Source organism: Desulfopila sp. IMCC35006 (assembly GCF_005116645.1).
In the GTDB taxonomy this organism is placed as follows: Bacteria; Desulfobacterota; Desulfobulbia; order Desulfobulbales; family Desulfocapsaceae; genus Desulforhopalus_A.
Genome location: NZ_SWCM01000008.1, coordinates 216569 through 237782 on the forward strand (window position 1 = coordinate 216569; position 21214 = coordinate 237782).

Annotated in this window: 25 protein-coding genes and 1 riboswitch; of the genes, 4 read left to right on the top strand and 21 right to left on the bottom strand. The window is 52.3% G+C overall.

All coding sequences use genetic code 11. The features are described 5' to 3' along the window. Window positions 1-46: 46 nt before the first annotated feature. Together FCL47_RS14985 and FCL47_RS14990 are read right to left on the bottom strand one after the other, a co-directional pair. Window positions 47-1204: a hypothetical protein gene (locus FCL47_RS14985; RefSeq protein ID WP_136814324.1), complete on the bottom strand. Its 1158-nt coding sequence runs from the start codon at window positions 1202-1204 to the stop codon at window positions 47-49. An 8-nt stretch (window positions 1205-1212) separates the two neighbouring features. After that, window positions 1213-2265, bottom strand: a complete 1053-nt coding sequence (locus FCL47_RS14990) for a GNAT family N-acetyltransferase (RefSeq protein WP_136814325.1) — start codon at window positions 2263-2265, stop codon at window positions 1213-1215. Between the two features lie 105 nt (window positions 2266-2370). Between FCL47_RS14990 and FCL47_RS14995 the strand changes: the two genes are divergently transcribed. Beyond that, window positions 2371-3297 carry a protein phosphatase 2C domain-containing protein gene (locus FCL47_RS14995; RefSeq protein WP_167496508.1) on the top strand — a complete coding sequence of 309 codons (927 nt, stop codon included), beginning with the start codon at window positions 2371-2373 and terminating at the stop codon, window positions 3295-3297. On the opposite strand, the gene FCL47_RS15000 is transcribed toward FCL47_RS14995, so the two are convergent. The 8 genes from FCL47_RS15000 to FCL47_RS15030 all read right to left on the bottom strand — a co-directional run bounded on the left by FCL47_RS15000 (window position 3287) and on the right by FCL47_RS15030 (window position 10227). Next, on the bottom strand, window positions 3287-4510 hold the full coding sequence (locus tag FCL47_RS15000) for a glycosyltransferase family 4 protein (RefSeq protein WP_136814327.1): 1224 nt from the start codon (window positions 4508-4510) through the stop codon (window positions 3287-3289). The genes FCL47_RS14995 and FCL47_RS15000 overlap by 11 nt on opposite strands. A gap of 35 nt (window positions 4511-4545) precedes the next feature. Further along, on the bottom strand, window positions 4546-5250 hold the full coding sequence (locus FCL47_RS15005; protein ID WP_136814328.1) for a phosphate ABC transporter ATP-binding protein: 705 nt from the start codon (window positions 5248-5250) through the stop codon (window positions 4546-4548). A gap of 4 nt (window positions 5251-5254) precedes the next feature. Beyond that, window positions 5255-6133, bottom strand: a complete 879-nt coding sequence (locus tag FCL47_RS15010; RefSeq protein WP_136814329.1) for a PstA family ABC transporter permease — start codon at window positions 6131-6133, stop codon at window positions 5255-5257. Next, the gene (locus tag FCL47_RS15015; protein WP_240744257.1) at window positions 6130-6990 is read right to left on the bottom strand and encodes a PstC family ABC transporter permease; all 861 of its coding nucleotides are present in this window, start codon (window positions 6988-6990) and stop codon (window positions 6130-6132) included. Before FCL47_RS15015 ends, FCL47_RS15010 begins: the two co-directional genes overlap by 4 nt. Continuing rightward, window positions 6987-7814 (bottom strand): phosphate ABC transporter substrate-binding protein, encoded by an 828-nt coding sequence (locus tag FCL47_RS15020; protein ID WP_136814330.1) that lies wholly within the window; start codon window positions 7812-7814, stop codon window positions 6987-6989. The genes FCL47_RS15015 and FCL47_RS15020 overlap by 4 nt, the downstream gene beginning before the upstream one ends. 293 nt (window positions 7815-8107) lie before the next feature. Continuing rightward, a complete protein-coding gene (ribB, locus tag FCL47_RS15025) occupies window positions 8108-8770 on the bottom strand; it encodes a 3,4-dihydroxy-2-butanone-4-phosphate synthase (RefSeq protein WP_136814331.1) in 663 nt (220 codons plus the stop codon). Between the two features lie 10 nt (window positions 8771-8780). Next, window positions 8781-8981 carry a hypothetical protein gene (locus tag FCL47_RS24425; RefSeq protein WP_153306374.1) on the bottom strand — a complete coding sequence of 67 codons (201 nt, stop codon included), beginning with the start codon at window positions 8979-8981 and terminating at the stop codon, window positions 8781-8783. Beyond that, a riboswitch (FMN riboswitch) is annotated at window positions 8966-9116 on the bottom strand. (Overlaps the previous gene by 16 nt.) A gap of 73 nt (window positions 9117-9189) precedes the next feature. Continuing rightward, entirely contained in the window at window positions 9190-10227 is a 1038-nt protein-coding gene (locus FCL47_RS15030; RefSeq protein ID WP_240744258.1) for a radical SAM protein, read from the bottom strand. A gap of 321 nt (window positions 10228-10548) precedes the next feature. On the opposite strand from FCL47_RS15030, the gene FCL47_RS15035 reads away from it, so the two are divergent. Beyond that, window positions 10549-11397 (top strand): pirin family protein, encoded by an 849-nt coding sequence (locus FCL47_RS15035; protein ID WP_136814333.1) that lies wholly within the window; start codon window positions 10549-10551, stop codon window positions 11395-11397. A gap of 20 nt (window positions 11398-11417) precedes the next feature. On the opposite strand, the gene FCL47_RS15040 is transcribed toward FCL47_RS15035, so the two are convergent. Further along, window positions 11418-11948, bottom strand: coding sequence for a glycine cleavage system protein R (locus tag FCL47_RS15040; RefSeq protein ID WP_167496509.1), 531 nt, complete (start codon window positions 11946-11948; stop codon window positions 11418-11420). 163 nt (window positions 11949-12111) lie between these two features. Between FCL47_RS15040 and FCL47_RS15045 the strand changes: the two genes are divergently transcribed. Beyond that, window positions 12112-13179 carry a DUF362 domain-containing protein gene (locus FCL47_RS15045; protein WP_136814335.1) on the top strand — a complete coding sequence of 356 codons (1068 nt, stop codon included), beginning with the start codon at window positions 12112-12114 and terminating at the stop codon, window positions 13177-13179. 172 nt (window positions 13180-13351) lie between these two features. Here FCL47_RS15045 and FCL47_RS15050 read toward each other — a convergent pair whose 3' ends face one another. From FCL47_RS15050 to FCL47_RS15070, 5 genes are all read right to left on the bottom strand, one after another. Further along, on the bottom strand, window positions 13352-13624 hold the full coding sequence (locus FCL47_RS15050) for an OsmC family protein (protein ID WP_136814336.1): 273 nt from the start codon (window positions 13622-13624) through the stop codon (window positions 13352-13354). Next, on the bottom strand, window positions 13625-13819 hold the full coding sequence (locus FCL47_RS15055) for a hypothetical protein (RefSeq protein ID WP_136814337.1): 195 nt from the start codon (window positions 13817-13819) through the stop codon (window positions 13625-13627). A gap of 168 nt (window positions 13820-13987) precedes the next feature. Beyond that, window positions 13988-14764, bottom strand: coding sequence for an enoyl-CoA hydratase/isomerase family protein (locus FCL47_RS15060; RefSeq protein ID WP_240744259.1), 777 nt, complete (start codon window positions 14762-14764; stop codon window positions 13988-13990). A gap of 82 nt (window positions 14765-14846) precedes the next feature. Further along, window positions 14847-15212, bottom strand: coding sequence for a hypothetical protein (locus tag FCL47_RS15065; protein ID WP_136814339.1), 366 nt, complete (start codon window positions 15210-15212; stop codon window positions 14847-14849). 27 nt (window positions 15213-15239) lie between these two features. Further along, window positions 15240-15761 carry a helix-turn-helix domain-containing protein gene (locus FCL47_RS15070; RefSeq protein WP_136814340.1) on the bottom strand — a complete coding sequence of 174 codons (522 nt, stop codon included), beginning with the start codon at window positions 15759-15761 and terminating at the stop codon, window positions 15240-15242. Between the two features lie 231 nt (window positions 15762-15992). Here FCL47_RS15070 and FCL47_RS15075 point away from each other — a divergent pair, with 231 nt between their 5' ends. Beyond that, complete coding sequence (locus tag FCL47_RS15075) at window positions 15993-16394, top strand: hypothetical protein (protein WP_136814341.1); 402 nt, start codon at window positions 15993-15995, stop codon at window positions 16392-16394. A 51-nt stretch (window positions 16395-16445) separates the two neighbouring features. Here FCL47_RS15075 and FCL47_RS15080 read toward each other — a convergent pair whose 3' ends face one another. From FCL47_RS15080 to nikC, 5 genes are read right to left on the bottom strand one after another with little or no spacing between them, the layout of a single operon-like run. Continuing rightward, window positions 16446-17477, bottom strand: a complete 1032-nt coding sequence (locus FCL47_RS15080) for a dipeptidase (RefSeq protein ID WP_136814342.1) — start codon at window positions 17475-17477, stop codon at window positions 16446-16448. A gap of 28 nt (window positions 17478-17505) precedes the next feature. Next, window positions 17506-18579, bottom strand: a complete 1074-nt coding sequence (locus FCL47_RS15085) for a dipeptide epimerase (protein ID WP_136814343.1) — start codon at window positions 18577-18579, stop codon at window positions 17506-17508. A 31-nt stretch (window positions 18580-18610) separates the two neighbouring features. Continuing rightward, the gene (locus tag FCL47_RS15090; RefSeq protein WP_136814344.1) at window positions 18611-19384 is read right to left on the bottom strand and encodes an ABC transporter ATP-binding protein; all 774 of its coding nucleotides are present in this window, start codon (window positions 19382-19384) and stop codon (window positions 18611-18613) included. Between the two features lie 4 nt (window positions 19385-19388). Further along, window positions 19389-20261 (bottom strand): ABC transporter ATP-binding protein, encoded by an 873-nt coding sequence (locus tag FCL47_RS15095; RefSeq protein WP_136814345.1) that lies wholly within the window; start codon window positions 20259-20261, stop codon window positions 19389-19391. After that, the gene (gene nikC, locus FCL47_RS15100) at window positions 20261-21190 is read right to left on the bottom strand and encodes a nickel transporter permease (RefSeq protein WP_136814346.1); all 930 of its coding nucleotides are present in this window, start codon (window positions 21188-21190) and stop codon (window positions 20261-20263) included. The genes FCL47_RS15095 and nikC overlap by 1 nt, the downstream gene beginning before the upstream one ends. Window positions 21191-21214 lie beyond the last annotated feature (24 nt).

Below are 21214 nucleotides of genomic sequence, written 5' to 3' on the forward strand. Positions count from 1 at the left end.
TCAGTTTTTCACTTGCCTGGGCGGTATCTTCACCGTGGCGTCTCTATCAGCAAAGCAGCAGCCGTATTCTCTTCCTTCCTTTTTTCGGCAGGATTTGCAGGGTACGGATGCTGCTGTTATCAAGGTGATCGGAAACTATCTGTGCCTCCTGAGATCGAAACTGCGCCGCATGATTGCCCCTGACCTTGAGGAAGAACGACCCACTGCTACCTGGCATATCCTGTGGCAGTGGTTGCAGATCTACGACGATGGATGCACCATCACTGGAGAGACTGCCGAAATAAAAGATGGCAGCCTGGCGCCAGCAGGTATCGAAATTTGCGGCCAGAATGCGCTCTGGCCCGGCTGTTCCGGCAAGGAGCATTTCTGCCCATCCATCAACTATGTCGCTGCTGCGTTCTGGATCAGGATGCAGCAGATTGCCCCAATGCAGGGGCAGAATTGGTCCGGAAAAATCCCAGTCCGGCAGACTGGCCGATACATTCCATGGGACCGGCGCCAGCCCTCGTTCCAAAAGACCCACGCCGCATTCCCAGGTGATCTTTTCATGAAGTGGAGGAGCAAAGCGTCGTGCCCGGGAAAAGCGGGTTATCACATAACGAATGCCGTAGTCGTGCAGGATTGCCTGGATCGATTCCTGGTCGTTGCCGAAACTGTGGTTGAGAGCCGGCGGGAAGAAAAGACGGGGCAATTCTGTAAATCCGTTTTGTTCGAGAATGTTCCTGAAAGCCTCAAGATGAGCCGTGATGACCTGTCTTGATCGCATATTACCGTTCTGATCATGGAATTCGGAGCGCTCCATCTTTCCCTCATGCCAGAATTCATGACAAAGCGCGTGTAATCCCAATTCAAGGGAGCCTTGCTGGTGGCGCAGATACTCTGCCGTTTCATCAAGCCACGGCCCCTGATTAATCTGATTGTTCCAATGATCGCCCATCCAGGTGGCACCCGTCACCCCCCGCAGGGAGTTGTTGCGGTCCCATTCCCCGAGTACCATTCCCAAGCCAATGCGTACACCAAGTCTGTCGGCCAGCCGGACCAGGGCCTGGTAATCCGCCAGGCAGTGTCGTCTGGGAAAAGCGTTGCGATACGGCTGCTGAACAGCGGATCCATCTTCTCCCTGCCACCAGCCGACATCCTCAATAACCGGAAAAATCGGCAGAGGTAAAAAGACTTCGATATTTTTACCGGTGGCATGATTCATCTTCTGCCTCACAGGCTGATCCATTGCCGGATTGCCGGACCGTCCCGGCGCGATCGTTCCAGATCAATGCTTTTCCAGGTATCGTATTCCAGAGATTCGCTACGGGGATCCCAGTTGTGCGGCTTTCGTGAAAAAACATGCCAGTCAAGTGGTTCCATCCCGGCTCCCCATTGGCGTTTAAACCGACAGGTGGGGGCATCGGGAGAGGAGCGACCAAAATCAAACCACCTGCAGTGATGATCGACCGCATATTCGAGCATGGACCAGTAAAGCAGCATGTTCGGGCAGGATGGCCGGTAACTCTTAAGAGACGAAGCCCAGGGGTTGTAGAGGGTCTCATTATGCAGCAATACGACAGCTGCTGCTGCAGGGTGGCCATGCAACGAGACGACAATGATTCCGGTTGCAAGCGACGTGCTGCTCAGAATGTTCTGAAAGAGTTCGGGCGTATGAACGGGGGAGCCCAGATCGCGCATATTTTCCGAGAAAACCGCATAAAAATCTGCAAGGAGCTCGACGCCGCCAGCCTTGACTCTGCAACCGCATCGTCGGGCCTTGCGGATCTGATTGCGAACTTTTGCGGAAAGCCCCGTCCAGAGTGCATCTCCTGATGTTGGAAGCGCTCGAAGCAGGCCCGTCTTGAAAGTATGGGGGGTATGGCACCAGGTACCGATGCTCTTTTGCTGCTGAAAAAAGGTTTGTAACACTCCATCCTGACGTAACTCGAGATGGTCTGCGCCAAGTTCGTCGGCTAGCGTGAGCGCGGCGGCGAGCAATCGACGACTGCTCTCCCCGTCGTCTGCCAGTATGCCCGCCGCATCGGTGTAGGGCAGCGAAATCAAACGCTTCTTATTGTCTGGCGGGTCAAACAGAACGAGGGGGAGGATGCCGCTGAATCGGTTTGTCTGCTGATTTATTGCCGCCAGCCGGAAGATTGGCAGGGCGTAGGTGGTCGCAAGGCTTTCTCCCCAATCGTAAAGATGGGAATATTTTGCCGCAATATTTTGAGCGGCGTAGTGATCCCATTTTTTTTGGGGTGGATCTTCTAAAATGTCGATCATGTTGGCAAAATTATACCGAGAAAAAACAGCATGTTATATGTCATCATAGAAAAAGGCTATAAGGGGCCTTTTTGCTATAAGAACATCATATTGGTAATATTTCTCATGTCAACTATATTCCTTGGCAACCGATCATCACCGAAAATCAAATTTATAAAACAACATATTATGTATTTGTCCACCGAACAGCGCACCTTTGCCAACCTTAGCCGACCTCTTCATAAACACAAGGTAAGGTCTCTTTTAGAAAAAGGCAGTGGCGAATTCAATGAGGACGTCCTGCTTGAGGAAGGCGATCTCCTCGGTGTTTTTGATGGGGCGACGAGCCTGGACAAACGGCGTTTTCACGGAGGTCTGACCGGTGGTTTGCTTGCGGCAAGGACCGCTGCGGGGTCTTTTCAGGGTAATCGAACTCCCCTTGACCAACAGGCCAAAGAGGCAAATCAAAATATTCAAAGAGCACAGAGAGAGCAAGGTATCGGTCTTGACGAACGGCATAAACTCTGGTCCACCAGCCTTGCGGTTGTTCATTTGGCTGGAAATCGGCTTGAATATTGCCAGACGGGTGATGCGCTCATTCTCTTTGTGCTGAAAGACGGCAGTTACAAAATTATTACTCCGGATATCGATATCGACCGGGACACCCTGCAGATGTGGCAGGAGATGCAGGTGTCGCCAGATGCCCGTATCCATGAGGTCCTCGCCGATCAGATTAACAAAGTACGCCTGGAAATGAACGTCACTTACGGTGTCTTGAACGGCGAACCCGAGGCCTTGGCTTTTATTCGCCACGGTTATGAAAATCTTGCCGATGTCAGCGACATCCTGCTCTTTACCGATGGGCTGCAGCTCCCCCGGGAAAATCCACTGGAAGATCATGACTGGCAATCCTTTGTCAAGCTTTATCGCCAGGGGGGGCTGCAAGCTGTCCGCGATCATGTCCGGTATCTGCAACAGCTGGACCCGCATTGCCGAAAATACCCCCGTTTCAAGATTCACGACGATATCGCCGCCGTGGCAATCAGCTGCTGAGCACTTTTTTGTAGGCCAGCGTAATTTTCCCGAAAACCGCTTTCCACCCGAACTGAGCAGTAATCGCGTGAATATTCTTCGGGGCAGGCGAGGGGGAGACGCGCACCCGGGCCACCATGGCGTGTATCGCTTCTCCCAGACGCTTCTCGACGAGCGGCAGATCTTCCGGTTCGGGACGATCTATCTGTTTCATGACCGGCAGTTTTATGAATTGGACGAGATCGGCATCGGCGTCACCAAGCAGTTCCCTGCAGCCGGGCAGATCGGTAGTCAGGATTCGACACCCGGAGGCGAGCGCTTCGAGCAGTACAAGCGGCAGCCCTTCGTAAAAAGACGGCAGAATAAAAACATGGCAGCGCCCCATCAATCGAGCCAGTTCCTGCTGGCTTATCCGGCCGTGAATCGTAACTGAAACACCCGCTTTGGCCGCCAGTTCCAGGCAGTATTGTTCTTCTTCCCCGGTTCCGGACCCTGCAAGATGGAGATGCACTCTCCCTTTACCTATTGATTGGATGCTCTTCAGTAATACATCAACCCCTTTGGCGAAACTGAGCTTGCCGGCATAAAGCAGCTGCACTTCAGGTGAATTGTCCTTTTGCTGCATGGTGAAAAGAGTCTCGTCATAGCCACCGCCGACGATATCGATCCGTTGGGAGGCTATGGCATAGAGCTGCTTGATTTTGTCTGCCTGATTACCACTCAGGGCAAGCACCCGGTCAATCTTTTGGCAATGGGGCAGGACCCGGTCTCTTAGATGCGGACACTGGAGAAACTGACGAAGATCGGTAGAATGGCAGGATGTCACCATGGGCATGGCGGGCATGAGTTTTCGGGCAGCTGCGCTTACCAGCCAGAGGTGATGGCTGTGGATGAGAGCGGGAGAAAAATCGTCAACCGCCTGTTGGATAACCTCACCAAATACCTGCTCATAGGTAGCAAGTTGACCAGGTGAAAGTGTGCCGAAGGTAGAACTGGGGTAGGGCATGACGTCGCTCATGCCTGGAATAGGGTAATCCAGCCGTCCCTGGTCGAAGTGAACAAAACGGCAGGACTGTGCCTTGATGCAATCAAGCTGCGGCAGTCTGTTGCCGGAGATCCCCGCTATAAGAAAATTCTGATGGCCGTCAGCCGTTGCCTGGCGAATAATATTCTGCAGGTAAAAACCGCTGCCGGTACTTTCCGGGTGTTGACTGATGAGATGGAGAATCTTCATTGCTAAAGAGTGATTTTATATTCAGGATTGAGGCATCAGGAAACACGAGTGAGTTGCCTGTCAGCCATTTCATATACCCGGTCGGCAACCCGCCGCACCTGGTCCTGATAGTGCGAAACCATCAGCAGCGTGCAATTTTCTCGTAATTCAATGAGAAGTTCCTCGATCTTCGCACAGGCTTTGTCATCGAGTGACGAGGTCGGTTCGTCGAGAAGAATTATCTCCGGATCGGAAATCAGCGCCCTGGCAATGCACAAACGTTGCTGCTGTCCACCGGAGAGATTGCGGGCATCACTGTTCATGCGATCCTTCACCTCATCGAACAAGTGAACTTTCCTGAGCATTGTCTCAACCTTCTCCGCCACTTCGCTTTTCTTCATTCCACCCTGGAGGATGAAGGGAAAAGCAATATTTTTATATACCGTCATTGGCAGCGGATTCGGTGTCTGAAAGACCATCCCAACAGAGCGCCGCAACCTGGCTAATGAAACTTCCTTGCTGTAAATATCGGCTATTCCCTCGGAGAATCGGATCATCACCCGGCCTTTAAATGCACCACCACCGTTTTCTTCCCACAATCGATTAAAAATAGAGAGAAATGTCGATTTGCCGGTCCCCGAAGGACCGGTTACCGCAATAATACTGTTCTCCGGCAAGGCAAGATTAATATCCTCTAAAACTGCCTTGTTCCTGTACGAAAAACACACTTTTTCGGCAAATATTTTTGTCCTGTCTTTCAATAGATTACTCTCTGCTGAGTTGCCAGGAAATGGCCTGCTCGATAAAAAAAGCGGTGACAAACAGGACCGCGCAGACCGTCAGGAGAAGGATGGCAGCCCCAAATCCCATCTGCAACTCGCGAGGATTTGTATATTGCGACGAAATATAATAGATGTAGAACGGCAGCGCCTCAAATTGTTCAAATAGTGATCGCGGCAGTCCGGCCGAAGCGACCACGCCTGTCAACATGATGACCGCCGTATCCTCCGCCGCCCGTCCTATAGCGAGGATGACTCCGCCAAGGATGTCGGGCAGCCTTGCCGGTAACAGAACGTAGCGAATATTTTGCAGGCGTGTTGCGCCAAGCGCTGGTGCAGTGAGTCGCAGGGACGGTGCGACGGATTCCAGGGCCATCTGAGTACTCCGGATAAGATAGGGCAGGATTAAAAAACACATGGCCAATGCCGATATCAGCAGGCACGGGCCCAGGCGACCGGGAAAAAACCGGTGCAGGATAATAGTCAGCGAGAAACCGGCAAGGCCGATTACAATGGAGGGCAGTCCGGCAAGGATATCAAAAAGCACCGTCGGCAGTTGCCGTGACCAGCCGCGACAATATTCGGCCATATAAATTCCGGCAGCAAGACCAATCGGCACCGCAAAACCAACTGCGAGCAGTACCAGCGCAAAGGTACCCATAACAGCCGGAAACAGCCCATTGAAAACCTGCCGTTTTAATAGCAGGGCGTCAATCGGAGCAATCTTGCCAAAGAGTAACTCGGTACCAATAACCCCAGCGCCTCGATACATGAGGTAGCCCAGCATGAAAAAGAGTGCCGACAGCAGCAAGACGACACTTCCCCAGGAAAAAGCTATGATCACCCGTTCAATCAAACTTCTCATCCTGGCGGCCTCACCAAAGCACCGGTCAGATATCGCAAAAGTATGACCACGATCACTGAAAAAATATACAGGACAAGACCGCAGGCGAAGATTGATTTGAATTCCATGCTGGCAAAGTCGGCGGCAAGAACCAGCGCGATGTGCGCTGTCAGGGTCCGCCCAGAATCAAAAACTCCCCGGGGTATGGCTATACTGTTGCCAGCCAGCATGAGGCTGATCAACGTGTCGCCCATCGCCCTGCCAAAACCCAGGATAATCCCGGCAAGTACCGTCGGCCAGGCCTGCGGCAACTGCAGATACAGGAGTTTCTGCACCGGTTTGCCGCCCAGGGCATCGACGGCCAGACAATAGCTCCTGGCAACGTTGCCAAGACCATTGACAAAAAAAACGATCATGGTGGGGGCGATGAGAAGTGCGAGCACCATGGAAGCCGTGAGAATATTCAACCCGGAACCGCCGGCAAGCTGTTCCCGCATAAACGGCACAAGTAAAAATACAGCAACAAATCCATAAATGACGGTTGGTATTCCGGCCATGAATCTGACGGTAACCAGCACCACTTTTCGTAGCCGTCGCGGAGCAAGGGTCGCAGCAACAAAGGCGGTGCCGAGACTTATCGGCAAACTCAGGCATAAAGCCAGCAGGGCGATCGTCATGCTCCCGGCTATCATCGGATATATGCCGTATATCTCCTGGCTGGGAAGCCATTCCCGGGTGAGAAGAACAAAAAACTGGCCGCTTGATAACAGCGGCCAGCCGAGAAAAAGCATCATCCCAAAGACCGCAATGGTCAGAAAGGCGCAGCCAAACGCTGCCAGCCGGAAAATATGAACCGAGAAGCCGGGACGAATATTCACTTCACCGCAACAAACCCTTTGTCTCTGGCAATTTGCTGGCCGGTCGGACTGAGGAGGAAATCAAGGAAGGATTTGGCAAGACCGGCGGGCTTTCCCTTGGTCAGGCTGAAAAGACCGCGGGCAACACCGTAGGCACCGCTTTTGACATTTTCAAGATTGGGCACGACCCCATCAAGAGCCACCGGAGTAACCGTTCCATCGATATGGCCAACCGAGACATACCCAATGCCATATGGATCTTGAGCAATTGCCGTCTTCATGGCCCCGTTGGAAACAACGACATTGGCTTTTTTGGTTACATCGCCACTCTGCAATGCCTTTTTCCAGAACACTTCACGTGTTCCGCTTGCGGCATCCCGATCATAAATATTAATCCCCCTGTCTTCACCACCGACCTCTTTCCAGTTAACAATCTTGCCGGAAAAGATATCCTGGAGCTGGGTTGCGGTAAGAGCGGTCACCTTGTTCTGCGGATTAACGACCGCGCCGACTCCGTCAATTGCCCACTTCACCATAGAGAGCTTGTAGGTGGCAATCTCTTCATCCGTCGCCTTGCGCCCGGCATTACCGATTTCGACCAGCCCTTCTCCCACCTGTTTGATCCCAACACCTGTCCCGCCACCTGCAATTGTGATACGAATATCAGGATTACTGGTCATAATGAGTTCCGCAGCTTCTTTCATCACCGGAATATGGGCGGTTCCTCCGGCAATCTTGAGAATTCCCTTTTGCCCGACAAAAGCATCAAGGTCACTCCCCTGAGCAGCAGTTGTCAGCAGCAGGCACAATAAACCGAAGATGAAAATTTTACTTAGATTCTGCATGGTTTCCCCCAGAAAGTTCTTGATTAAAAGTATAGGTGGCGCATTCTTTACAAAGCCATTGACTAGCATAAGTTATATGCCTTTTCCAATAGTTACTTCCTATCAGTTGGCAAAGGTCAATGGGCTCATGCTATAGACCGTCACTCGGGATGAATATCCTTATGCCTTGGGGCTACTCATCTTCTGTTGGGGTAATGCAGGATTTCGCACTTGTCCTCTGTTCTGGTAATCAAAGAGAGGTTGCAGGCAAAAACGTATGAAACCGCAGGCGCGAGCGCCTGCGGCAATCGAGATCAGGCAAAAGCGGGCTCTGACTGGCGATGGGCAACTAAGTCATTAATTGAAAGAACAGGCATGTTGTGTTGTTCGGCGAACGCAACAATCTGCGGTAAACGAGCCATGGTGCCATCCGCATTGGTCAGCTCGCAAAGGACGCCTGCCGGTTCCAGGCCAGCCAGAATCATCAGATCAACAGTACCCTCAGTGTGACCACCCCGGGTGAGAACGCCTCCTGGCTGGGCGCGCAGGGGGAATACATGGCCTGGTCGCGAGAGATCCGCAGGGCCTGCATTCTGCTTGATAGCCGCCTTGATGGTTGTAACCCTGTCCTGGGCGGAAACTCCGGTCGTTACACCTTCTCGTGCCTCGATGCTCACCGTAAAGGCGGTTCCGTATGTGCTGGTGTTCTCGCTGACCATCATCGGCAACTTGAGCCGATTGATATGCTCATCGGTCAGGCAGAGACAGACGATGCCACTGCATTCACGGATGAGCAAGGCCATCTGGTCGTTGGTGAGATGTTCCGCTGAGAAGATAACATCGCCTTCGTTCTCGCGATTTTCGTCGTCGACCAGAAGGACTCCGTTGCCTTGATGAAGAGCGGTTACGGCGTTTTCTACTCGTTGCCGGGGATTGCCAAAGCGGGATAAAAGTGAACTGCCTGGGGTCTGATTCATGGTTGCCTCCTTAAGGCTCAGTGACCAGAATCAGGGCGTGCGGGAATAAACCGGCCCTCTGCCGGTTTTTTAAGCCTCTGGCGATATGATTGCTGCGGACTGCATCAGGAAAACTGTCCATACGTCTGCCTTTTCCTTCAGAAAAGCAGGCAAGGATCTGCCCCATGCACTCCAGCAGAATAACACCGCCATCAACCGTTTTCTCTCCCATCCGGACTATGACCGTCGGCTCCGGAGTCCCACCGGATCTGCTGACCCTGCTGTTGCCAGCAGGCGCTCGCGGGCTTATCCTCGACAAGAGGAAATCACCGCCGGTAGGGAATTGCACCCTGCCCTGAGAATGACAGCAAATGTACTGCCAAAATCGAAATAAAACAAGCGTTTCTCAAAAGAGTGGCGACTTGAAAGGATCGAAAATGTCAGGGCAAAACGTGCTTAAAGCGCAGGCCCTGGTCGATCCGTTCCAATACCTTGTCCTTGTCGCCGGGGAACTGGTAACCTTCATAATCATGGGTAAAGACCAGATTGCCGCCGGGGGTGCGCCAATGGTTGCCCGCATGGTCAAAGCAAACCTTTGAGCTGACGTCCAGCGCAGAAATCATGAGTCTCAGTTCCAGCAGCTGCTCTCGCGGGGTGAGAAGAGTTACTCTCCCTGCCTGAACCTGATCGTACATCGGGGTGCCGGGAATGGGTCTAAAGGGGCGGGACCGGATATAGTGGGGATTGATCTCATTGAGAACCCGGGCGGTGTTGCGGGCATGTTGCTCAGACATCTCTTTGCCGCCAAGGCCTGGCATCCAGTATTCTGAAACCTGAAATCCTGCTGCCATGGCTTTTTGGCCGCCGGTTATGTGCCCCTGGGCATTTACTCCTTTTTTGATCTGCTTGAGCAGGTCGTCATCCCCGGTTTCCAGGCCCAGATGTACCCGATCCAGTCCGGCTGCTCTGATGGCCTGCAGATTTTCCAGGGATCTCTGGGCAATGGTTCGTGCCCGGGCATAGGTGGTAATCCTGTGAATGGTGGGGAAGGTGGATTTTAAATGGGTCAGGGCCTGAATCAGCTCCCCGGGAGGCATGATCAAAGAATTGCCGTCTTGGATAAAGGCGGTTTTTCCGCCGGAAACCAGCCACTGGATCAGCATGTCAGCCCCCTGATGAAAGTTGAGTTCAGGAGCGCGGTCGACGAGAGCCAGAATAGCCTCCCGGGTAATTTCACCGTTGCAGCCCAGACGGATGGATTCGGTTTTCAGATCCTTGGCCAAGGCAGCCATTGCATCGATATCCGCTTTGATCTCCTTTAAGGGGCGCAGCTGGAACTTTTCTGTTTTGTACATGGCACAGAACGTACAATAGTTCCAGGGGCAGTTGCGGGTAAACCGGACAAGAAGCGATGCGCTTCCACCCTCGCTGGGGGGCCGGTAAACACCGGTTTCGAAATGATAGTTGTCGGGGGTCACGTGGTCTCTCCTTTCATTCGGCATATTCCATTATTTTTGTTGAATTATTTTGTCGGCATAATGCGAAAAGTTACCGGTTCCCGATGACCTTGTCAAGCAGGTGGCCGCCGCAGCGATTTTCGTAATGAGCTCTGCGATAAGAGCTGTATCACCAAGATTGGTGGGATATCTTCGAGGGCGGTGGAAAGCAATTTTTAGACGGATTTCTTCCAAACCTTGCTATACTTGATTTTCAGCGTGAACAGGTAGGAGGGATATGGTTTTTCTCTGGAGGAGACAGATCACAGCAGGGTAAATCTTAATTTGCGATTGGAGAAAACAATGCGACGCGAGATCAGACAGGTATTCAAAGGTGAGAAAGTAACGGAAGGAGCGGGGGTTCGGTTACGGAGGATTTTTGGATTTAACGAAACAAAGCTGTTTGATCCATTTCTCCTGCTCGATGATTTCCGTTCCGATACGCCGGAAGATTTTCTCCCTGGATTTCCCTGGCATCCACACCGGGGCATCGAGACTATTACCTATGTCTTGAAGGGAGATGTTGAGCATGGTGACAGCCTGGGGAATAAAGGGGTTATCTCATCTGGAGATGTGCAGTGGATGACCGCCGGCAGCGGTATTATCCATCAGGAGATGCCGAAGGGAGACGGCAGTGGGTCCATGCACGGCTTTCAGCTCTGGGCCAATCTGCCGGCAAGTCACAAAATGATGGATCCCCGTTACCGGGATATTAAAGCTGCGGATATTCCCGCAGTGACCCGCGAAAACGGGACCACGGTAAAGATCATTGCCGGCTCGGCAGGTGGCGTTTTTGGCCCGGCCGCCGATATCATAATCGATCCTGAATATCTGGATTGCACGGTTCCGGTGCAGACAGAATTTTCCCATGACACTAAAAGAGGATACACCGTCTTTCTTTACGTGATCGGAGGGGAGGGGCGGGTAAATGAGACAGCGGTCGCCGATCAGACGCTGGTCCTCTTTGCCGATGGTGATGCCGTGAAGGTGTGTGGCGGCGACAGGCCGCTTCGATTTTTATTACTTTCAGGCAAACCTCTGCATGAATCCATCGCCTGGCGGGGACCTATTGTCATGAATACCAGAGAGGAACTGGACAGGGCCTTTGCCGAATTACAGGACAATACTTTTATCAGACAGAAGAGCAGTTAAAGATGTGACGCCTGGTCTGTTTAGCGCGACAGATTTATATCGACCTGCAGCTCATCGGCCAGGGTACTTAAATCGTCTTCCAAGAGATCAAGCGAGATGTCTTCCGGGATCTGGATCTGGATGTCCATCCTGTACAGCAGGGCGCCGCTCTCAGGGGAGGCTTGCGCCGTGGAATTGAGATGGACGATGTTTAATTTTTTTTCGGCCAGGAACTTGCTGGTTTTGTAAACAATTCCCGCCTGATCCAGCCCCTCGATGTGCAAGGTACAGGTTTTGTCCTTCTTCCGGGGGCTTTTCTGCGGTGCCGGCAGTGATCTGACAAAAGCCGAAATCCCTTTTTCAAGTTCAAGCCGTCGACATTCCCGTGACAAGTGCTCTTCAATGGTATTCTGTGTGCAGGAAAAGAGCAGGTTCAGGGTGAACTGGTCGGCCAGTAAATTCATGGTCGTGTCCTCGAGGTTGCAGCCATTTTCATAAAGCAGGCGGGTAACATCGGCGACGATGCCGACGCGATCCTGGCCAAAGGCGGTCATTATATAATATTTTTGCATGGTCATTTCCTTTCCTCTTCGAGGGGTGGTATGTGCCGGATCAAATTTCTGTGTTCCTTCTCCGGTTTCATGGTAATTTACAGCATAACTCTTAAATGAAAAGACGTACTCTGCGCAACATTATTTCTCTGTCAAAAGCTTAATGGTACCAAGAGGAGGCACTATGCATCGAGTCATGATACATCCGGCAACGTACGCCGATTGTCGAAAAGCGGTTGATCGGGCTTTTGAGCTTTTCCCCCAGGATATTGCCGGGAAAAAGGTGACGATCAAGCCGAATGTCCTGCGTACATCGAAAGCCGAAGAGCACATAGTGACCAACCCGGCCCTGTTGCGCGCGGTGATTGATAAAGTTGAGGAGCTGTCGCCACGTGAGCTGGTTGTCGGCGACAATCCCGGCTTATTTAATTATGGCGACAATGAAAACAGCTTTAAAGAAACCGGTCTGATGGAGGCGGCAAAAGGATATTACAAAAACCTCGGCGACACCACCCGGCACATGGCCTTTAATCCTGAGTTTATGCCCGAAGTAGGCGTTTCAAAAGATATCATGGACGCGGATATCTTTATCAGTTTACCCAAGTTTAAGACCCATGGCCTGACTGTTATGACCGGCGCCATTAAAAACAGCTATGGCATCCTGCCCGGTGCCCAGAAGGCACGACTGCACCAGCTGGCGGGGACGCCGGAGCGATTTCATGAGCTGATCGTTGAGGTGTTCCGTCTGCGGGTGCCTGATTTGTTTATCATGGACGCCGTCGTGGGCATGGAGGGTAATGGTCCCGCGTCGCCCGAACTGCGGGAGATCGGGGTGATTCTGGCTGCGGATAATGCGGTTGCGCTCGATGCGGTGGTTGCCAGGATGATGGGCGTTGATCCGGCCCGTCTGCGTTTTCTGCAGAAGGCCAAGGCCCTTGGACTTGGCGATTTCGATGCGCAAACGATTCAAATCGACGGTGTCATGCCGATTCTGGCTCATTTCAAGCTGCCCCCGCTGGGTGGCGAAGCGATCGCGGGGAATCAGGCGATTCAGCAGTTAATGAATACCAAAATCAATGTTAAACCCAAGGCCGATCCGGAATTATGTACTGCGTGCGGGGCCTGCATAGAACATTGCCCGGTTTCTGCGCTCACCATGCGGGATTCTCTTCCAGTCGTAGATGCCGATACCTGCATTACCTGTTTCTGCTGCCAGGAGATCTGCCCTGAAAAAGCCATGCGCCTGAGTTGACCGCGCGTAATTCGGAAAGCTTGCAGCAGGCCCAGGCCCTGAACCGGCTTTAACTACATGGGGACAGAAGGCAGGGAGGAGGGCCCATTCTGCGTTTTTCCATCACGCTGCGGCCGTTCTTTTTAGTCTGACGATCCGCGCCCCGTGCGGCGTGCAGGTGTTACAGTAATTTTCAGGCCTCGTCCGCCATCTCCAGCTCATGGGTGATGTTGATTGCCTCAATCACGCTTTGGGCGGCGGGGCAGAGGGTGATATAGTTGTTGAACGCCTCTTCTGCATCCGCGCGTTTATCCGCCGGCAGCTTTAAATTATAGTGCACGTGAATACGCACAATCTTCAGCACCCCGTTGACGTCCTCGATATCGCCGGTAACCGTTGCCATATAACGGTCCTGGAAGGTTCGGATCTTTTTTTTGGCCAGCACCGTGGCCAATGTACCCATCATTCACCCGCCGACTGCGCCGACCAGGTGGTCCAGGGTGGCGGCGTGCTCTTCTTCCGGTTCAACATTGTAGAATTTTTTAATGCCACCATGCACGCCGTAGTATACCGGTTGATCGAACCCTCGAATATGGGCGATGCGGGTCGGGCCGTTTTCGCGGGTAATGGTGATGTGCGATTGATGAATAATCTTTCCCATAGTGTCTTCCTCGCCGGGCAATGGTTGAACAGATGGTGGGTATGCGTGTCGATGAGACCGGTTGCATGAATTTCCGCTGAAAAAAAATAGCCGTTAGGACCCTGCAGCGCATTTTTTATTGGGTGCAGGGGGATCAAACAGAATTGTCGGCGGGGATATTCTCAACACCTACTGTAATTTCCACTGTGGATTTCTCTTCCCCAAAAAGGCAGCGACTCCTTCCTTTGCATCATCGGTCGTGCACAGCCGTGCAAAAGCCTCGTTCATAAACTGGAACTGTTTCTGATAATCCATGTCCTCTGACTGATAGAAGGCACTTTTGGCAATCTGCACCGCTAGAGGGCTTCTTTGCGCCAGGTCTTCCGCCCAGGCCAGGGCTGCTGCATCAATTTCTTCATGGGCGACGACTTTATTGACAAGTCCGAGTTCCATAGCTTCCTGGGCTTTTAACAGATTGCCATAAAGAAGCAGCTCCAGAGCTTTTTTACGTCCCACACAACGGGCAACAGGCAGGATCGGGCCAACACAGTTGAGACCGACATTGATTGCGGTTAGGCCCATCTTGACCCGTTCCGAGGCGATGACCAGATCAGCCGCCGCCGCGAGTCCCATCCCGTTGGCAGTGGCGACGCCCTGCAATTGGGCGATGACCGGTTTTTTCATGGTGGAAATCGTCACCAAAGGATTTTCCATCCATTCTATCCACTCCCGGTATTGTGTTGCCGATTTGCCGGTAAGTTCGTTCACATCGATCCCGGCACAGAAGGCTCGACCGGAACTTTTAAGGAGGATAACCCGAACCGCAGTGTCCGCTTCCATGGCGAGGAGGGCGGCATGAAGCTCCCCGGCCATCTGGCTGGTGAAGGTGTTTAACTGGTCAGGACGATTAAGGGTTATAACGCCGACATGTTTTTCTGTAATTTCAACAAGAACTGTTTCGAACATGATATGTTACCTCGAGTAAAAGATTATAGGTTCGAGATGTGACTGAATCAATCCCCATCACTTTTTCTGTTGCATTATATGATCACCACAGCCGCCACAATACATTCTGCCCCTGCTTTTCTCCTTTGACTTTTTCCATATGGCGCAGCGTTGAAAACTCTCGATGCAGTTCATCGATGTGCATGCTGCCGCCCAGCTTGTCAAGCAAGGCAACTGGTTCCAGCGATCCTTCCATTTTGAGAATTCGCAGTATCTCCGATTGAACCTCGGTCAGATGTTTTGTCTCCCCGGTACACTTTTCAAAATTTTTGGCACTGTGCACTGCCCATGGATCGCAGGTTTTCATCGGGGAAAGGGCAATCATATAGCAATCTTCACAAAAAGTCTGGTTTTGATGGTTTCTTTCGTCACCAGATGCGACGGTAATTCCACATTTATCACAATTCATCTTTGCCTCCATACTTTTATTGTTTATTCAGTTATGGTGCATCAGGAAAAATTCAGCATCTTCGATAATGTCAAACCTGTGCTCCTGCAGGGCCTTGAACCGCATGGCCATGCCCGGTCCTAACTCATACAACTGGCCGGCAACAGCGACCCTGACTCTGCCTGAACGAATGAGACACACCTCGGCGGTATTTTCATGATATTCTGGATTTGCGAGATACTCGAGGCCACCGCCGGCCCGGATGTGGAAGATCTCGAAATTGGGAAACCAGATGTGATTGACATTCATTCCTTTTTCCTGAAAGGCTTTGACGACAGGTTCTTCACACCGGGCCACCTCAGCGAGCCTGATCAGCTCGCTGGACGACAAATGAAAAACACTGCTCAGCGCCTGAATAGTATCTAGGGTCGGGTTGCCGCCGCCGCTTTCTATTTTCGCAATGGTTGCCCTGGTCATCCCGGCCTTTTGCGCGAGCTGCTCTGCCGTGAGTCCCTGTTTGGTCCGGAGGGTTCGAATGACTGAAAAATCAAATTTTGCGTTATCTGACATCAATTATTTCTCGATGGAATGTTAATTATAGTAGACGAAATATAAACTATAATTCGCCAAAGAAAACACTTTTTTTAATGGGCAAGCGTATGGATGCAACGAACATGCTGGAGAACGTTTACGATTCTATCAATCTCAGGTATTCTTATGGACAACGTGGCGTCCCATTGATCCTCTTCAACAGAAGAATTGCCTCAACACCGTACATTTCATTGCGCAAAGGAAATAAAGATGTGTAAAGACACAGCATTTTTATTAGCATTTTTTGTCATTGTTTTTAGCCAGTTATCCTCGGCTCAGGCCGGGTACAATTTATCACCCGATGATATTGCGGTGATTCAGCGTGGATATCGACTCTATCAGAGTGGGGATGTTGCGGGGGAGTATGCTGATGGCAAATATACAGATCCCAACCTTGACACGAAAGTGTTGGATTTTTGGACGAATGGCAGATTTGCCAGATATGATCGCGATGGCGATGGCCACCATGAAACAATTCTGGCGATAACCCGTCAGCGATTATTTTATATTGGCACCATCGATGTGCATGGAATATTTATCGATGTGGGCCAGGACCACCCGGAGTTTCTCCATAAATCAATTATTGACTTTGTCAAAACTCTGCCGAGATAAACAGAAGATCTCCCTGGTCAGACTGTGGCGATCTTCTGTTGCATCATTGTCTCAGCCAAGAATTTCGGCATAGACGCGCATAAAGTTGCCGCCCAGAATGGCGATGATTTCCCCGTCCTTATAGCCCCGTCTAATTAGTCCGGCGGTGAATTCTCCGAGACCTGCATGGGTCTTGATGACATCACGGCTATCAAGGGATTTCCCTACCTGGAGAAAGTCTTTGAAACTGTCGCACAGGTCGAAGCCGATACCGACGTGGGCAATGCCGACCCTATGGACGATGTGATCCACGTGATCGATGAAATTGTCGATGGTGGCGTTCGTATCGCCGGCACGGATGAACTGGTTGACGGAATTCATCCCGATGACGCCGCCTCCTTTGGCGATTGCGGCAATCTGTTCATCGCTGAGGTTCCGCATGGTCCCCGCAAGTGCCCGGCAGTTTGAATGGGAGGCGATAAGCGGTTTCGTGGCAACGGACATAACATCCCAGAAACCTTCATCATTGATATGGCTGACGTCGATAAACATGCCCAGTGCCTCTGCCTTTTCAATCAGCTCCAGGCCAAAAGGCGTTAATCCTCCTTTATGACCTTCCCTGGTCTGTTTAAAAAAAGCGCCGTCTCCCGCATAGTTGCGCCGGCTCCAGACCAGGCCGAGCCCCCTTACGCCAAGTTCATAAAAGATGCGGAGCAGCTGTATGTCATTTTGCAGTGGATCCGCTCCTTCCAGGGAGAGGAATAGGCCAATTTCTCCGGCGGACCGGGCCGCACGGGCTTCGGTTGCCGTGCGGCACAGCCGGAATTCTCCCGGGGTTTCCTCAATCTCTTCATGCAGGTAACTGATCTGGTCCAGAGCTCGCCTGAGTCCCATCTCCGGCAGGAAAAAGTTATGGATGAAGATTGCCGAGACGATAAGATCGAGACCACCGGTTCGAAAATCCTGCAGGTAGCTCTTCTCAATTATTTTTTTCTGGCCGCGCTCCCGCCGATTGGCTACTTCATAGGTGAGATCGAAATGGGCATCGACGGTAAAGGCCCGGCGATGAATGTCCGCCACCTGATCAAGAATTTTTTTATCCATAGTATGTTTTAAAAGAAAAGGATGTTGTTTACCTGGCGATTGCCGCTATGCCAAGACCGGGTGTCTCGGGAATTATAACTCTGGCACCCTGGTAGGAAATACCGCCCTGTGCTGGATTGAAACTGCAGAATAGTGCGGCGTCAAGATCCGCGCGGCCGATGATCGTCCGGCTGGCAGCAAGATGGGCTGCCGCCGTCACGCTGACGTGGGATTCCATCATTGAGCCGATCATGCAGGGGATACCGGCGGTTTCGGCAATGGCAATAATCTTCAGGGCATTGTAGATGCCGCCGCATTTCATAAGTTTGATATTGAGCCCATCCACTGCGTGCATGCCGACCAGCTGCAGGGCATCCTGAGCAGAAAAAATGCTCTCATCGGCATAGACCGGGAAGGCGACATTATCCCGGACATAACGCAAGCCTGCAAAGTCACGGGCCGAAACGGGTTGTTCCATAAGCTCGATGGCAATTCCTCGGCGTTCCAGCTCTCTGCCCACCTGCACCGCTTCCTTACCACTCCAGCCCTGGTTGGCATCGATCATGATCGGTATTTCGCTGCCGACAGCATCGCGGATGGACTGGAGGCGCTGGATGTCCAGTTTGGGGTCGCCGCCAACCTTTATTTTCAGGGTGGTAAATCCCTGGCCGACCTTTTCTGTACTTTCGGCGGCCATCTTTTCCGGGCTGTCGATACTGATCGTCATATCCGTTTGAACATCATGGGTTCTGCCGCCCAGCAGCTGGAAAAGAGGAATATTCAGCGATTTTGCCATCAGGTCGTAAACGGCCATGTCCACGGCCGCCTTTGCCGACATGGAGCCAATCAGACAGTTGTTCAGGCGCTGCAGGATATTTTCCGAATGGTCGATGTCCATACCGACAATATTGTCACGGATATGTTCAATCCCGCCGATGATGGAGGAAACGGTATCGCCGGTGATTACCGCCGCCGGGGCTGCGCCGCCAAACCCAACCAGACTGGAATCGGTGTGGACTGTGACTAGAACATTTTTGACCTCACTCACCGTGCGCAGTGCGGTCTTGAAGGTGGTGATGAGGGGGATGGCAACAACCTGAATTTTGATATCGGTAATTTTCATATGTTTTTCTTATGGCGAAGGATAAGTTCAACTAGTAATCCTGAAACTGATCGATAGCTGCTCGGTCATACCCCTTGCTGGCAACGAGGAGTTGTCTGGTATAGCGTTGTTTGATATCGCCGCTCCGGAGCTGGTCGCAGCTGAGTGCTTCCACCGTTGCGCCCTGGCTCATGACCAGGATGTTATCGCACATATGGGAGACAACAGCCAGGTCGTGACTGACCAGAATAGAGGTGAGATTTCGTTTTTTGCTGATATCCTGGAGCAGGTTAAGAATTTCTGCCTGGATGGACACATCGAGCGCCGATGTCGGCTCATCGAGCAGGAGGATTTCCGGCTCAAGAATCAGGGCGCGGGCAATGGCCACCCGCTGCCGCTGGCCTCCGGAAAGCTGGTGCGGGTAACGAAAACGAAATTGTGGTCCGAGACCGACCTCACCGAGGACCTTGACGACTCGGAGGTTGGCATCGCCCAGGTGGTGGATGTTCACCGACTCTTTCAGTGTCCTGTCGACGGTGTGCCGGGGATGCAAGGAACCATAGGGGTCTTGAAAAACCATCTGCACCTTGCGGTAAAATGATTTGGGTCTCCGGTGGCTGAGTCTCTCCCCGTCAATCTCAATTTCGCCTTGCCAGGTGTTGATGAGCCCGGCAATACAATTGAGAACCGTTGATTTTCCGGAACCGGATTCGCCAACGAGGCCGAAACTTTCCCCTTGGCCAACGGTGAACGATACATTTTTGACTGCATGATTGAGGTCCAGGCCGTGGCCGAAAATGACATGAAGATTATCGACTTGCAGCATAGTCTTACTTCCCGCCGGCTGTTGCTGAAAAATCGGCGTCAAGCCAGGAAGCATCCCTTTGCAGGGTCGAAAGTTTGCCTTTGTCGCCATCTATTCTCGGCAGACAATTCAGCAATCCCCTGGTGTAAGGGTGGGTCGACTGGTGCAGGTTCGCCGCATCGACAACTTCCATGATCCGTCCTCCGTACATGATAATGATTCGGTCGCAAAAGGATGCCACCAGCTCCAGGTCATGGGAAATAAAAATCAGGCCCATGCCGCGCTGGGTCACCAGGTCGTCGAGTATTGCCAGCACCTGGAGCTGCACCGTAACGTCCAGGGCAGAGGTCGGTTCATCGGCGATAAGCAGGCTTGGTTCGGGAATGAGCATCATGGCTATCATGATGCGTTGTCCCATGCCGCCGGAGACCTCATGGGGATAGAGACGATACACCTGTTCAGGATTTCTGATCCTGACCGCGGTGAGCATCTCGAGAGTCTGTTGGCGCGCCTGCCGCCTGGGAACCTTGCGGTGAATGGTATAGGCCTCCCTGATCTGCTCCCCGACTGTTCGCACCGGGTTGAGGGAATATTTGGGATCCTGCATGACCATGGAAATTTGCCTGCCCCGGATCCGGCGCATCTCTTGTTCTGAAAAAGAGAGCAAATCTTTTTCTTGGAAGGTGATCGCCGTCGCATGAATGTGGGCATAGGGGGGCAGGAGGCGCAGGATCGCCCGACCGGTGACCGATTTGCCGGAGCCGGATTCACCGACAATACCGATTTTTTCGTGACCAAGGGAAAAGCTGACATTTTTTACCGCACAGACCTCGCCTCTGGGGGAAGGGAAGGAGACGGTGAGGTCTTTGACGTCGAGGAGGTGGCCGCTGTCGTTCATCAGTTGTCACTTTTCGGGTCGAGTACTTCCCGCAGCCCGTCGCCAAGAAGATTAAAGGCCAGGCTGACGACAAAAATAGCTGTGCCCGGCATGGTGATAAGCCACCAGTGATCAATGATGTAGGCCCGGCCGGTGGAGGTCATTGCCCCCCATTCCGGCGAAGGCGGCTGGGCGCCGAGACCGAGAAATCCGAGTCCGGCGGCGGTCAGAATGATCCCGGCCATATCAAGCGTTATCCGGACGATCAGCGAGGAAATACACAATGGCATGATATGACCGGTAATGATCCGTATCGGTCCTGCACCCTGGAGCCGGATGGCCTTGATAAAATCACCATTTCTGATGGTGATTGTTTCCCCTCTGGCAATTCTGGCATAGGGTGGCCACGAGGTAATGGCAATGGCGATAACGGCGTTCTCGATTCCCGGGCCAAGTGCGGCGACAAAGGCCAGGGCCAGGATAAGTTTGGGGAAGGCCAGGAAGATATCGGTAATTCGCATCAGGATGGTATCGATGAGACCGCCGAAATAGCCTGACACCGTACCGATGATGATTCCTACCGGAGCAGCGATGATGGCGACCAGGCCAATAACGTAGAGCGTCAGGCGGGACCCCCAGACAATACGGCTGAAAATATCTCTGCCTACCTCGTCGGTACCGAAATAATGGGCGGCCGACAAAGGCTGCAGCCGATTAACAAGATTGGTGACAAGGGGGTCGCACGGTGCGATGTACGGCGCAAAAAAAGCAATGAGGATCAACGCTGCGATGATCAAAAGACCGAATACCGCCAGGCGATTTTTCAGAAACTCAGCTAATCCCAGGTAGGTGCGACCGGCTGCCGCCTGGAATGGTGATGCCGGGGAGTCGCTCAGCAACCAGTGTTGCCATCGCCTGGTGCTGCTCATATTTCGGGTCGGTTTTGTCATATTATTCAGGGAGTACCGGGGCAA